We start from the raw sequence: 13,844 nt of genomic DNA on the forward strand, positions 1-13,844 counted from the left end.
CGTCACGACCTCGGGGTGATGATGAGCGAGCGCAGCTCGGTCATGTGCTCGATGGCGTAGCGGATGCCCTCGCGCCCCATGCCGGAGTCCTTGACCCCGCCGTACGGCATGTGGTCGATCCGGTAGGTGGGCACGTCGCCGATGACGACACCGCCGACCTCGAGGTCGTCGAACGCCTCCCAGAGGGTCGCGAGGTCCGAGGTGAAGACGCCGGCCTGCAGGCCGTAGTCGCTCGCGTTGACGCGGGCGATCGCCTCCGACAGCTCGTCGAAGGGCTCCACCACCACCACAGGCGCGAAGGCCTCCTCGCGGGCGAGGCGGACGCCGCCGGGGACGCCGGTGAGCACGGTCGGGCGGACGTACGCGCCGTCGCGGGTCCCCCCGGTGAGCAGCCGCGCCCCGGCGGCGACCGCCTCGTCGACGAGTTCGAGGGTGCGGGCCGCCGCCGCGTCGGAGATCATCGGGCCGAGGTCCACGCCCTGCTCGAGCGGGGGTCCCACCCGGAGCGCCTCGGCGCCCTCGACCAGGCGGCGCTGCAACTCGTCCGCGAGCGAGCGATGCGCGAAGACCCGCTGGACGCTGATGCAGATCTGCCCGGCGTACTTGAACGATCCGACGAGGAGGCGCGGTACCACGAGGTCGAGATCGGCGTCGGCCGCGACGATCACGGCGCCGTCGCCGCCGAGCTCCAGCACCACGTTCTTGGAGCCGGCGCGCGCGCGCATGTCCCACCCGACGCGTGCCGAGCCCGTGAACGACAGCAGCTTGAACCGGGGATCGGTGACGAGAGAATCGCCGACCTCGATGTCCATCGGCAGCACGCTCACCGCCCCCTCGGGCAGACCCGCCTCGTCGATGAGACGCGCGAGGTGCAGCAGCGTGAGGGCGACGCGCGAGTCCGGCTTCAGCACGATGGTGTCGCCGGATGCGATGGCCGGCGCGAGCTTGTGCGCGGCGAGGCTGAGCGGCACGTTGAACGGGCTGATGCCGGCGACCGGCCCGAGCGGCACGCGCCGGGTGATCGCGAACTTGCCGCGCGAGCTCGCGATCAGATCCAGGGGCACGAGCTCCCCGCGGATGCGCTCCGCCTCTTCCGCGGCGTGCCGGAAGAGGAAGGAGGTGCGGTCGACCTCGACGAGCGCGTCGGCGAGCGGCTTGCCCGCCTCCCGCGCGAGGGAGGTGCCGAGCTCCTCGCGCTCGCGCGCGATCCCCTCCGCGATGCGACGCAGGGCGGCGCTGCGCTCGAAGGACGCGAGCCGACGGGTGCTCTCGAACGCGGTCACCGCGGCCGCGGTGGCGCGCTCGAGCTGCTCGGCGGTGGCTCGGAAGGTCCGCCCGATCTCCTCGCCCGTGCCGGGGGCGATGGAGATCAGCTCGAGCGGCGACTCCTCCCACCGACCCGCGACGTAGATCGGCTGGCTGTCGCTCACGGCGTCTCCAGCTGCCCCTGTGCGCCGTAGCCCGCATACCAGTTGTCGGGGTACGCGCGGTCGAGTCCGGTGGTGAAGTAGGTCGGCACGTCGGGGTCGGTGTCGACGTCGATCACGTACGGCCGGCCGGAGGCGATGCCGCGGTCGAGTGCCGCCGCCAGATCCGACGCCTTCTCGACCCGCTCGCCGTCGGCGCCGAAGGCGCGGGCCAGCGCCACGAAGTCGGGGTTGTAGGGCTCGCCGTCGGGCGTGCGGAAGAAGATCCACGGGTGGTTGCGGCCGAACGCCCGCCCCGCGCCCTTCTTCTCGATGCCGAGCTCCTTGTTGTTGATGATGACCCAGACCGTGGGCAGGCCGTACTCGATCGCCGTCGCGAGCACCTGCGGACCCATGAGGAACGCGCCGTCGCCGGTGAGGGCGATGGGCACGAGACCCGGCTTGGCGACCGCGGCGCCCGGGGCACCCTCGCTCGCCCAGCCCATCTCGGCCATGCCCGAGCTGATGTGCCAACTGCCGGGTCGGGTGATCTGCAGATACGGCTCCGCGTACTGGTCGATGTCGCCGATGTCGACGAACAGGTGGGTGTTCTCGTGGCGCTTGAGCGCCTCGCCCACCTCGTGGCTGAGGCGCCCGGGGTGGATCCGGTCGAAGTCGCCCGTGATCACCCGCTCGACCTCGCCCGCCCAGGTCTGCTTGAACTCGGCGACCTGCTGCCGCCATCCGTCGATCGCGAGCGCCTCCCCGCCGAGTGCCGCACCGAGGTCGGTGAGGAAGCCGCCGGCGTCGGCCTGGAGCCCCAGGGTGACGTCGTAGTTGCGGCCGATCTCCTCGATGGCGAGGTCGACCTGGATGATCTTGGTCTCCTCGGTGTCGTAGATCGCGCCCTTGCGCCAGTTGCCGGCGTTGTTGTCGCTGAACCGCGCACCGAGGGCGACGATGAGGTCGGCGCCGCGAGTGGCATCCGCCGCGGCCCAGGTGCCGGAGCGTCCGACGGGGCCGACCGCGAGCTCGTGGGTCTCGTCGAGCATGCCCTTCGCGGGGACGGTCGTCGCGACGGGCACCCGGTAGGTCTCGGTGAACGCGGCGAGCGCATCCGCGCCGCCCTTCGAGCGCACCAGCCCGCCGCCCGCGAGGATCACCGGGCGCTTCGCCGCGCGCACCAGCGCGGCCGCCTCGTCGAGCGCCGCGGCGTCGACGCGCGACCCGGTGCGCACCTCGCGCGACGAGGGCGGGATGATCGCGCCCTCGACGACGCTGTTCTGGATGTCGGTGGGCAGCTGCACGAACACGGGTCCGGGTCGCCCGCTGACCGCCAGCTTGTAGGCCTGGTTGAGCGTGTCGATCACCGTGTCGGGGCGGATGACCATCCAGGCGCCCTTGGTGAGCGGGCGCATCACGCTCACCGCGTCCTCGTGGCCGTGGTAGTACATCTCCTGCATGCCGGCCTTGCCCATGAAGTGGGTCGCCGTGCCGCCCGCGATGACGAGCAGCGGAACGGAGTCGTGCATGGCGCTCGCGACGCCGCCGACGGCGTTCATGAGGCCTGGGCCCTTGGTGACGATGACCGGGGCGATGCGACCGGTCTCGCGGAAGTAGATGTCGGCCTGGTGCACGGCGTGCGACTCGTGCTTGGCCTGGATCCCCTTGATCTCGGGGTGGTCGATCAGGCCGTCCATGATGGGCCAGATCGCACCGCCTGCGTATCCGAAATAGTGGGTGATCCCCGCGGCGGCGAACCAGTCCGCGAGCGCATCGACTACGCGCATTCTCCGAGCCTCCTTTGGCCGAGTTCCTGTCGCCATCGTTGCAGCAACAAAAGTTGCTGTCAATACGGCTCGCGACAAGAACGGCTCGACATCCCCCGATTGGCGAGCGTCGAGGCGTGCAACAACCGTGTCACCCACCATTGACACCTCGAACAACTTGTGCTTGTGTGCAGGCAGCCGCGGGGCTCCCCCATCCACCACCCGCAGCACCCTCGCGGTCCGACAAGGAGGTCGACATGCAGGCAATCCATTCATCCACGTCATCCACCCCTCGGGTCCGTCGAAAGCGACTCAGGGTCGCGGCGATCGCGACCGTCGGGGTGGTGGCAGCGGCGCTCGCCGGTTGCAGCACCACCGGCGACGGCGGCGACGGCGGCGGCTCTTCCGGCGGGTCGGCGCTCAGCACCTACGACAAGTTCGCCGCGATGAGCGGGCAGGAACGACACGACGCGCTCGTCGCCGCCGCGCAGGAGGAGGGCGTCGTGGTCTTCTACTCGACGGCACCCGGCTGGCAGCCCGTGCTCGACGCGTTCAGCGACGCCTACGACATCGACGTCGAGGTCTTCAACGGACGCTCCGAGACGATCCTGCAGCGCGTCGTGCAGGAGTACCAGGCGGGCCTCAACGCCGTCGACGTCTTCGAGGACGAGAACGCCGCGCTGCTGTCCAAGGAGGACGGCATCACCGCCCCCTACGTGAACGACGAGCTCACCTCGCAGATCCCCACCTTCAGCACCGACAACGACATGGTGCCGTTCCGGCTCTCCGTGCCGGTCGTCGCCTGGAACACCGACCTGGTGTCGGATGACGAGGTCCCCGACACGATCGAGGGCCTCGCCGATCCGCAGTGGAAGGGCAAACTGACGATGGATGCCGGCGCATGGACCTGGTACATGGCGATCCACGACTACCTCGCCGACAAGGGCTGGGACGACGACCGCATCCAGGAGTTCTTCGAGACCCTGGTGTCGTACTCGAGCCCGCAGGCCTCGTCCATCGCGATGACCGAGTTGCTCTCGGCGGGCGAATACGCGGCAGGCACCTCGGTGCTGACGCAGGTGATCGACCGCACCGCGGCGAAGGGCGCCCCGATCGCCTGGCGCACCGCGGACGGCGACTACGTCAAGCCGCTCGTGGTGCAGCCCGAGGGCGGCGTGCTCATGGCCAACGCGCCGCACCCCGCCGCGGCGCTGCTGCTGGTCGACTTCATCCTCTCCGATGGCGCGCAGGTCCTGCACGACAACAAGACCTTCATCAACACCGCCATCCCGATCGAGGGCGGCCCGCTCACCGGCGTCGCCGAGGACGACTTCATCTACCTCGACACCAACGCGCTCATGGATGAGGCCACCCGCTCGAAGTGGTCGGACGCGTACGACGCGCTGATCCGGGGGCAGTGACCCACCGCGGCGCCGGGACGGCCCACCCGGTCCCGGCGCCGCACCCGTCATCCGAGCCGACCCCGTCCTGAGAGCGAGTCATGCTGCAGCAGCGATACACCGAGGAGCGTTCCGCGGGCCAGCTGGTCCGCCGCGTCCTGTCCCCGAAGAACGTGATCGTCTTCCTGGCGATCCTCATCATCGGCTACCTCGTCCTGACGCCGGCGATCTACCTGTTCATCGCCACCTTCTTCTCGGGCGGCGCCTTCACCCTCGACGCGTTCCGTCGGGCCTACGGCACCTCCGGGCTCGACTCGATGGTGCTGAGCTCCATCGTCTTCACGGTCGGCGCCACGGTTCTCGCCCTCGCGCTCGGCACCGCGCTGGCCTACATCACGGTGCGCACGAACGTGCCGTTCCGCTCGCTCATCGTCGCGACCTCGCTCGTGCCGCTCATCGTGCCCGGTCTGCTCTACACGATCGCCTGGGTGATGGTCGCGAGCCCCAACGTCGGCATCGCCAACCAGATCGGGAACGCCCTGACGGGCGGGCCCTGGTTCGACATCTTCTCCATGCCGGGGATGATCTGGGTCGAGGGCACCCACAACGTGCCGCTCGTCTACCTCTTCATGTTCGTCGCGTTCCGGGCGATGGACCCGTCGCTCGAGGAGTCGGCGCTCGTCAACGGCGCCACCCGGGCCACCATGCTCCGCCGCATCACCATCCCGCTCATGCGCCCAGCGCTCGCCGCGGCGGCCCTCGTGGTGGGCGTCAAGACCCTCGGTTCGTTCGAGGTCCCGACCCTGCTCGGCGTCCCCGGCGGCATCTTCGTCTTCGTCTCGCGGATCTACTACGTCATGTCCGACTTCCCCTACGACACCGCCGCCGCCGGCGCGCTCTCGATCGGTCTGGTCGTGCTCGCGATCCTCGGCACCTGGGCCCTCAACCGGATGCAGGGCGACGGCAAGCAGTACGCGACCGTGACCGGCAAGGGCTTCCGCCCGGCCGCGCTCGACCTCGGACGGTGGAAGTGGCCGGTGGCCATCGGGGTGCTCGTCTACTTCCTGGTGACGACGGCGCTCCCGCTGTTCGTGATGGCCTACAACTCGCTGCTCCCGCACTTCCAGGCGATCAGCATCCGCGCGATGTCCGAGTTCACCCTGCAGAACTACGTGGACCTGTTCGAGAACCCGATCTTCGCGCGGTCCGTCGGCAACTCCCTGCTCCTCGCCGTCGGTACGGCCACCGCGATCATGGTGCTCACCGCGGTCGCGGCCTGGGTGGTCGTCCGCGGCCGTCGGCGATCCCGCAAGCTGGTCGACCAGCTCACCTTCATCCCGATGGTGTTCCCGGGCCTCGTCATCGGTCTCGCCGTCTCGTTCGTGTACCTGCGCAACCCGCTGCCCATCGCGGTGTACGGCACCCTCCTCATCCTGCTGATCGCCTACATGACGAACTTCCTGCCCTACGGCATGCGGTACGCGATGTCGTCGCTGCAGCAGATCTCCGCCGAACTCGAGGAGTCGTCCGCCGTCGCCGGCGCGAGCTGGTGGCAGACCTGGACCCGGATCGTGCTGCCGCTCATGTTCCCGGGACTGATGGCGGGCTGGATCTACCTGCTCATCGTGGCCGTCCGCGAGCTGGGGTCGTCGATCCTGCTCTACAGCCCCGGCAACGAGGTGATCGCGGTGCTCATCTTCCAGATGTACGAGGAGGGCGAGCTCGTCGACATCTCGGCGCTGGGCGTCGTGCTCGTCGTCTTCCTGTCCCTCATCGTCGCGCTCGTGCACAAGTTCGGCTCGCGCGTCGGCATCCGCCTGTGACCCGCTCCCCCGACCTCACCTGGAAAGGCTGATACGTGCTCCGCATCGACAACCTCCGGAAGACGTTCGACGTCCCCAGCGACCAGCGCGGCCGTGGACGCGCCACGGCGTCCGCGCAGCTCGCGGCGATCGACGACGTGTCCCTCGAGATCCACGAGGGGGAGATGTTCACCTTCCTCGGCCCCTCGGGCTGCGGGAAGACCACGACGCTGCGCTCCATCGCCGGACTCGAGCGTCCCGACTCCGGCGAGATCCGCCTCTCGGAGCGCGTCCTCTTCTCCCGGGGTCGCGGCCGCGACCGGGAGGTGCCCGTCAACCGGCGGGGCCTCGGCATGGTGTTCCAGTCGTACGCCATCTGGCCCCACCTGTCGGTTTTCGACAACGTGGCTTTCCCCCTCCAGGTGATGCCGCGGAGGGATCGCCCCAAGAAGAAGGTGATCGAGGAACGCGTGATGCGGGTGCTCGCCACCATGGAGCTGGACGCCTTCGCCGGCCGCTCGGCCACCAAGCTCTCCGGCGGCCAGCAGCAGCGGCTCGCCCTCGCCCGGGCGCTCGTGACGGAGCCGCCGCTGCTCCTGCTCGACGAGCCGCTGTCGAACCTCGACGCGAAGCTGCGCGAGTCGCTGCGCTTCGAGCTGAAGAGGTTGCAGCACGAGATCGGCATCACGAGCATCTACGTCACCCACGATCAGGTCGAGGCGCTCGCGCTCTCGTCGCGGATCGCGGTCATGTCGAAGGGCCAGGTCGCCCAGGTCGGTGCTCCCCGCGACATCTACACGCACCCCGAGTCGAAGTTCGTGGCCGAGTTCATCGGCAACTCCAACTTCCTCCCGGCGACCGCCGTCGAGTCCGGCAACGGCACGGCGATCGTCGAGACCCCGCAGGGTCGGCTCGAGGTGGCGGTCGACCGACCGCTCGACGCGACGGCGTCGTACCTCATCGGCATCCGCCCGGAGTCGGTCGAGGTGCTCGCGGCGGAGACCGCCCCCGCCGCCGGCAACGGCTTCTCGGGCACGGTCGCCGCGCGGAGCTACCTCGGCGAGGCGGTCGACCACATCGTCGACATCGGAGGCTACGAGATGCGGGCCCGGGTGAACCCGTCCGTCTCGTTCCCGGCGGGAACCGCGGTGCGCCTGCGCATCGACCCGGCGACGATCTCCCTCATCCCGACCGAGGGGGCGAGCCGATGATCGACGACATCGTCGCGACGCGCGTCGAGTTCCCCGGCTGGCGCGGGGACGAGATCCCCGGCTACCTCGCCCGGCCGAGCGGTGACGGGTCGTATCCGATCGTCGTCGTGCTGCACCATCGCGACGGATGGGATCGCGAGTCGAAGGAGATCGCCCGACGCTTCGCGACCGAGGGCTACGCGTGCATCCTGCCCCACCTGCACCACCGCTCGGCGCCCGGCGAGGCGCCCGAGGTGGCGGCGAAGATCTCGTGGGATGCGGGAGGCGTCCCCATGGAGCAGCTCATCGGCGACGTCGAGGGGGCGCTCGCCTACCTCGGCGCGCAACCGTTCGCGGCGGCGAAGCGCGGCATCATCGGCTACTGCTCGGGCGGACGGCAGTCGTTCCTCGCCTCGACCCGCATTCCGTTCGACGCGACCGTGGTCTGCTACGGGCCCAAGATCGACACGCCCCCCGCGGACCTCACCGACGCCAATCCGGTGTCGCCCCTGTCGCTCGCCGGCGACCTCGTCGGCCCCGTCCTCGGCCTCTTCGGCGACGACGACCGCAATCCCACCCCGGAGGCCGTCGGCGCCGTCGACGCCGAACTCACGCGCCTCGGCAAGGAGCACCGCTTCGTGAGCTACCCCGGCGCCGGGCACGCCTTCTTCGCCGTCAACCTGCCCGCCTACCGCTGGGAGGCCGCCATGGCGGGCTGGGCCGAAGTCGACGGATGGTTCGACCGCCTGCTGCGGGACCCGCGATGACGGCGAACCACCCGCGGCTGTTCGAGCCGCTCGACGTCGGCGCCCGTCGCGCGCGCAACCGCATCGTGCGCGCGGCGACCACGACGAACCTGTCCGAGGACAACGGGGTCAGCGACCGCCTCATCGCGCACTACGCGGGGATCGCGCGCGGAGGGACGGGCACGCTGGTCACCGAGGCGCTGCGCATCCATCCGAGCGTGCTGCACGGTCCGTTCGGCATCGCGGCGTTCCGCGAGGAAGCCCTCCCGGGGCTCGAGCGCTTCGCCGCGGCCATCCACGACGAGGGCGCGCTGCTGATCGGCCAGCTCAACCACAGCGGTCGGCAGCACACCTCGACGAGCGTGCCGCCGCGCCTCGTCGGCCCGTCCCCGGTGGCCTGCCCCCGCAGCGGCGGGGTCCCGCACGAGCTCACCGCCGCGGAGGTGTCGGAGCTCGCCGACGGCTACGTGCGCTCGGGACTCAACATCGCGCGCGCCGGCTTCGACGGCGTCGAACTCAACGGCGCGCAGGGGCACCTGCTGCAGCAGTTCCTCTCCCCGTTCAGCAACATCCGCGACGACCGGTACGGCGGGGATGCGGATCGTCGCGCCCGGCTCGCGCTCGACATCCTCGGGGCGCTCCGGGCGCAGGCCCCCGCCGACTTCGCCATCGGCTACCGGCTCGGCGTCGACGAGTTCACCGACGGCGGCCTCACCACGGAGCTCACCCGGGACTTCGCGCTGCGGCTGCAGGACGAGGGTCTGATCGACTACGTCTCGTTCTCGCAGGGCAACTTCAACTCGATCGCGACCCACCTGCCCGACCGCCACCACCCGAGGACGCCGTTCGCCCACGTGCAGGAGCAGGTCGGGCGCGCGCTCGATCGTGTGGTGCGGATCGCGTGCACCGGGATCGTGATGCCGGAGGACGCCGACCGGATCCTCGCCGGAGGCTGGGCCGATGCGGTCGCGCTCGGTCGCGCGCTCACCGTCGACCCCCGATGGGCCGCGAAGGCGGAGGCGGGGCGCGACGACGACATCCGCCCCTGCATCCAGTGCAACCACTGCTGGTCGGGGCTGCACGAGGGTCTCGTGCCGCTGACCTGCGTGCAGAACGCGGAGGTCGGCCGCGAGTTGGAGCTGCGAACGCTGCCCCCCGCCGACCCCGCCCGGCACGTCGTCGTCGTCGGCGGCGGCCCGGCGGGCATGGAGACCGCGCGCGTCGCCGTCGAGCGCGGGCACAGCGTCACGCTGCTCGAGGCCGAGGCGGATCTCGGAGGCAAGGCGGGACCGGGCGTAGGCGATCTCGGCGGCGTCGGCGGCTTCGAGGCCGCCGCCCGGTGGCTCGCGCGCTCGATCGACCGCGCCGAGGTGCGCCTGGGCGTCGCGGCGGATGCGGAGACCGTGCTCGCGCTGGATCCCGACGTGGTCGTGGTCGCGACGGGTGCCGCTCCGGAGGCGCCGACGGTCCGCAGCGACGACAGCGTGCGACTGGTCGACGACGTCTCGGAGCTCCCGGAGCGGATCTCGGGCGGCGTTCTCGTGTTCGACGAGGACGGACACTACTGGGCGGCACAGGTCGCCGAAGAGGTCGCCCGACGCGGCGGCCGCGCCGTCGTCGTGACCCGCTTCTTCGAGCCGTTCCGCGAGCTTCCGAGCGTCTCGCGCATCGCCGCCCTGCGGAGCCTCGACCTCGCGGAGGCGGAGATCATCCCGATGCACGAGCTCGTGCGGTTCGAGGACGGAACCGCGGTGCTCTGCCACTACGACTCGCGGCGGGAACGGGTCGTCCCCGACGTGCACGCGGCAGTGTGGGTGGGCCCGCAGCACGCCCGCTCCGAACTCGTCGCGCGCGTGGGCGAGCTGCGTCCGGGTCTCCCCGTGCACCTCATCGGGGACGCCCGCGCGCCGCGCCGCATCCGCAACGCGATCCGGGAGGGCTACGAGCTCGGTCGCCGGGTGTGAGGCGAACTGCTCGGCGGAGCAGGCACCGCCCCGCTAGTCGACCAGCGGGGTGCCGTGGGTGTGGAAGGTGTCGATCGTCTTGAGGCCCCAGGCCTGGCCCTTGGCCCGCTCGGCGGCGGTCCACGAGATCGTCTTCCAGTCGGGCGCCAGGATGAGGCGCGCGCCGGCGTTGCACAGCTCGATGCGGTTGCCGCCCGGCTCCCACACGTAGAGGAAGAAGGTCTGCTGGATCGCGTGCTTGTGCGGTCCGGTCTCGATGTGGATGCCCGCCTCGAGCATCACGTCGGCCGCGCGCAGGATGTCCTCGCGGGTGTCGGTCGCGAAGGCGATGTGGTGCAGGCGGCCGTTCGCGCCCGTCCAGTCGCGCGTGTAGACGAGGTCGTAGCTCTTCTGGCCGAGGTTGTACCAGATGGCGGCGTCCTCGCCGTCGTCGGTGACGATCCGCTCGGTGCAGCGCGCGCCCAGCACGTCGGCGAGGAACGCCGAGACGGCCGGCACGTCGTGGGTGAGGTAGTTCACGTGGTCGAGGCGGCGGATGTTGGCCCCGCGGCCCGGGAACGCGGCGGCCTGGTTCTTGAGCGAGGGCGTGTCGGTCGCGTCGGGCTCGTACCAGTCGACGTCCCAGTAGACGCCCATCGGATGCCCGTCGGGGTCGTCGAAGCAGTACACCTCGCCGAGGCCGTGGAAGCCGTCGCGCCGCTCCCCGGCGAACGGCGTCTGCGCGATCGTCGCGATCAGCCGCTCCATCGCCTCCGGGCTCGCGGCACGCAGGAAGGTGCGGCCGATGCCGGCCTGCTCGCGCGCGATGAGCCGCAGCGTCCACGAGCTGTAGTCGTCCCAGGTGTGCAGATAGATCGACTCCGCGTCGCGGTGCACCTCGCGCAGCGCCATCTGGTTCACGAAGAAGTCACGGCTCGCCTGGAGGGTCGGCGTGTACAGCTCCACCGGGCCCACGTGGGCGAGTTCGCGGCGGCGTTCGGGGTCGTGGCGCAGTCGCGGCGCCGCGTGATCGGTCATCGTCCGATCCTCTCGTCGTGGGCGGCCCGCGGCCACACCGTTCCATCCATGATCCTGCGCGCGGTGCGCACCAGCGTGCTCGAACGCACGCCCGTGGCTGCGCCGGAGCCCTGCAGCTCGAGCCCGACCTCGAACGCGCCCGTCGGGTGCTCGATCCGGTACGGCCCCTCCCCCGCGTCCGCGACGCTCCCGACCGTGCCGGGGGTGAGGCATCCGACCGCCACCGACACGGCACCGAGCACGCCGATCGCCTCGTGCACGCGGTGCGGGATGAAGGTGCGGGTGGTCGCGAGCCCCCCGTCGCGGGCGGGCGAGACGATGCTGAGCTTCGGGACGGTGGTGTCGGAGACGTCGCCGAGGCCCATCGCGTGGCCGGCGTCGAGCCGGATCCGTTCGAGGCGGGCACGCAGCGGCTCGTCCGCCTCGAGCTCGGCGGGGCTCTCGTCACCGCGCAGCCCGAGCGCCGCCGCCGGGATCAGCACGACCGGCATCCCGGCGTCGACGCACGTGACGTCCTCGCCGCCGAGCCGGTCGACGAGATGGCCGGTCGGGAACGCCGGGGCGCCGTCGCCGAGGAAGTCGAGCGGGATCGCGGCGGCCGGGAACGGCACGCCCGACATGAGGGTGTCGCCGTCGTACTCGACCGCGCCGCCGGGTGTCGGCACGTGGGCGGTGACGAACGAGATCGTCGGGTTCAGCAGACGGATGCGCACGGGGGTCACGCCGTCGTGGGCGGCGACCAGACCGCGCTCGATCGCGAACGGTCCCACCCCCGCGAGGATGTTGCCGCAGGTCTGCCGATCGGTGACGAGGGGTTGGTCTGGCACCACCTGGAGGAAGAGGTAGTCGACGTCGGCCTCCGGCTCGGGCGAGGGCGAGACCACCCCGACCTTGCTGGTGAGCGGATGCGCGCCCCCCAGCCCGTCGATCTGCCGCACGTCGGGCGAGCCCATCACGCGCAGCAGCAGCTCGTCGCGCTCCGCGGGGTCGTCGGGCAGCTCGGAGGCGAGGAAGTACGCCCCCTTCGAGGTTCCGCCGCGCATGAGCATGCAGCGGATGCCGGCCGTCGTCATCCGAGCGCCTCCGGAACTCCCTCGCCGGCGACCGAGCGCAGCAGCTCGGCGACCGCGCGGGTGATGTCGGCGCGCCCGCCCGCGGTCTCCGCCATGGTGGCCGCGGCCTCCATCTCGTCGATGCGTCGCACGGCATGCACCGCGGTGCCGCCCACGAAACCGGCGAGCGTCTGCTCGTCGAGGTCGGTGAGGGTCGCGAGCAGGTGCGGCGCGAACCAGTCGACGAGACCCTCGCGCTCGGCCGCGCGCAGCGACTCGATCATGACCCCGGTGAGGCCCTTGACCAGCATGCTGCGCAGCAATTTGCGCGCGGCCGCGGTGCCGGCCTCACCCGGAACGATCTCGCTGGGGATGCCGGCGGGCGCGAGCAGTTCGGCGAGCGCCGTCGCGCCGTCGCCGCTGACGAGGATCGGGGTGTTCGCGGCCCCGCGGCGCACGGGAGCCATGATGGCGGCGTCGGCGAAGCGCATGCCGGCGGCGGTCGCGGTGCCGGCGAGCGCGCGCTTCAGCGCCGGGTCGGCGGTGGCGAAGTCGGCGTAGAGGGTCCCGGGTGAAACGACGCCGACGGCGGACGCGAGTGCCGAGGCCGCGCGGGCCGCGGGCGCGAAGGCGAGCACGGCATCCGCCCCGCGCACCGCGCCCTCCGCGGTGTCGACGCGCGCGACGCCGTCTACGGACGCGGTCGGGGCGGGATCCCATCCGCGCACCGCGACGTGACCCACGAGGCCCGCCGCGAAGGTGCGTCCCGCCTCGCCGAGCCCGAGGACGGCGACGCGGGTCATCCCGCGTCCCGCGGCAGCCGGTCGACGTACTGCACGCCGAGTTCGGCGAGCAGCGGGCGCAGGGAGTACAGGTCGACGCCGAGGGTCCCCGCGGCGAGCACCTCGCGCTTGGACTCCTCGTTCGCGAGCCGCGCCGCCGCAGCGGCGGCGACCTCCTCCCCCCGGGTGATGGGGAGCACGAGGACCCCGTCGTCGTCGGCCACGACGATGTCGCCGGGGTTCACGAGCTGCCCGGCGGCGACGACGGGGATGTTCACGGAGCCCGGGCTGGCTTTGACGGTGCCCTGCGCGTGCACGGCACGCGACCACACGGGGAAGCCCATCTCGCGCAGGGTCGCGATGTCGCGCACGCCGGCGTCGATCACGAGCCCGCGCACCCCGCGGGACAGGAGCGAGTTGGCGAGCAGGTCGCCGAACATGCCGTCGGTGGAATCCGACGTCGTCGTGACGACGAGCACGTCGCCCGGGCGGCACACCTCGACCGCCGCGTGGATCATCAGGTTGTCACCCGGATGGCACGACACGGTGACCGCGGAGCCCGCGATCGCTGCGCCCTCGAGGCGCGCCCGGATGCGCGGGCCGAGCAGCCCGATCCGTCCGGCGGCCTCGTGGGCGGTCGCGACGCCGGCCTCGCCGAGAGCGGCGATCACCGCGTCCGGTGCGCGGTCGATCTCGCGGACGACGTAGTGCGCCAT

At 71.4% G+C, this 13,844-nt stretch carries 11 protein-coding genes; 5 read left to right on the top strand and 6 right to left on the bottom strand.

Annotated features, from left to right (window positions below):
- Positions 1–2 precede the first annotated feature (2 nt).
- Together NUH29_RS09695 and NUH29_RS09700 are read right to left on the bottom strand one after the other, a co-directional pair.
- Positions 3–1,430 carry an aldehyde dehydrogenase family protein gene (locus NUH29_RS09695; RefSeq protein ID WP_258798899.1) on the bottom strand — a complete coding sequence of 476 codons (1,428 nt, stop codon included), beginning with the start codon at positions 1,428–1,430 and terminating at the stop codon, positions 3–5.
- Positions 1,427–3,196 carry a thiamine pyrophosphate-binding protein gene (locus NUH29_RS09700; protein WP_258798900.1) on the bottom strand — a complete coding sequence of 590 codons (1,770 nt, stop codon included), beginning with the start codon at positions 3,194–3,196 and terminating at the stop codon, positions 1,427–1,429. Before NUH29_RS09700 ends, NUH29_RS09695 begins: the two co-directional genes overlap by 4 nt.
- A 323-nt stretch (positions 3,197–3,519) precedes the next feature.
- On the opposite strand from NUH29_RS09700, the gene NUH29_RS09705 reads away from it, so the two are divergent.
- The 5 genes from NUH29_RS09705 (at position 3,520) to NUH29_RS09725 (ending at position 10,277) form a co-directional block, all read left to right on the top strand.
- Positions 3,520–4,596: an ABC transporter substrate-binding protein gene (locus NUH29_RS09705; RefSeq protein ID WP_258798901.1), complete on the top strand. Its 1,077-nt coding sequence runs from the start codon at positions 3,520–3,522 to the stop codon at positions 4,594–4,596.
- 80 nt (positions 4,597–4,676) lie between these two features.
- Positions 4,677–6,398: an ABC transporter permease gene (locus tag NUH29_RS09710; protein WP_258798902.1), complete on the top strand. Its 1,722-nt coding sequence runs from the start codon at positions 4,677–4,679 to the stop codon at positions 6,396–6,398.
- Between the two features lie 35 nt (positions 6,399–6,433).
- On the top strand, positions 6,434–7,588 hold the full coding sequence (locus tag NUH29_RS09715) for an ABC transporter ATP-binding protein (protein ID WP_258798903.1): 1,155 nt from the start codon (positions 6,434–6,436) through the stop codon (positions 7,586–7,588).
- On the top strand, positions 7,585–8,334 hold the full coding sequence (locus NUH29_RS09720; protein WP_258798904.1) for a dienelactone hydrolase family protein: 750 nt from the start codon (positions 7,585–7,587) through the stop codon (positions 8,332–8,334). Before NUH29_RS09715 ends, NUH29_RS09720 begins: the two co-directional genes overlap by 4 nt.
- On the top strand, positions 8,331–10,277 hold the full coding sequence (locus NUH29_RS09725; protein WP_258798905.1) for an oxidoreductase: 1,947 nt from the start codon (positions 8,331–8,333) through the stop codon (positions 10,275–10,277). The genes NUH29_RS09720 and NUH29_RS09725 overlap by 4 nt, the downstream gene beginning before the upstream one ends.
- A gap of 33 nt (positions 10,278–10,310) precedes the next feature.
- Here the strand turns inward: NUH29_RS09725 and NUH29_RS09730 are convergent, their stop codons facing one another.
- Genes NUH29_RS09730 through NUH29_RS09745 form a run of 4 tightly spaced genes read right to left on the bottom strand, consistent with a single transcriptional unit; the run spans position 10,311 to position 13,844 of the window.
- The gene (locus NUH29_RS09730; protein ID WP_258798906.1) at positions 10,311–11,294 is read right to left on the bottom strand and encodes a VOC family protein; all 984 of its coding nucleotides are present in this window, start codon (positions 11,292–11,294) and stop codon (positions 10,311–10,313) included.
- Positions 11,291–12,367 carry a 4-oxalomesaconate tautomerase gene (locus NUH29_RS09735; protein ID WP_258798907.1) on the bottom strand — a complete coding sequence of 359 codons (1,077 nt, stop codon included), beginning with the start codon at positions 12,365–12,367 and terminating at the stop codon, positions 11,291–11,293. The genes NUH29_RS09730 and NUH29_RS09735 overlap by 4 nt, the downstream gene beginning before the upstream one ends.
- Positions 12,364–13,149: a DUF1932 domain-containing protein gene (locus NUH29_RS09740; RefSeq protein ID WP_258798908.1), complete on the bottom strand. Its 786-nt coding sequence runs from the start codon at positions 13,147–13,149 to the stop codon at positions 12,364–12,366. The genes NUH29_RS09735 and NUH29_RS09740 overlap by 4 nt, the downstream gene beginning before the upstream one ends.
- Positions 13,146–13,844 carry a 4-carboxy-4-hydroxy-2-oxoadipate aldolase/oxaloacetate decarboxylase gene (locus NUH29_RS09745; protein WP_258798909.1) on the bottom strand — a complete coding sequence of 233 codons (699 nt, stop codon included), beginning with the start codon at positions 13,842–13,844 and terminating at the stop codon, positions 13,146–13,148. Before NUH29_RS09745 ends, NUH29_RS09740 begins: the two co-directional genes overlap by 4 nt.

It is taken from the genome of Protaetiibacter mangrovi, assembly GCF_024752305.1.
Lineage (GTDB): Bacteria > Actinomycetota > Actinomycetes > Actinomycetales > Microbacteriaceae > Homoserinibacter > Homoserinibacter mangrovi.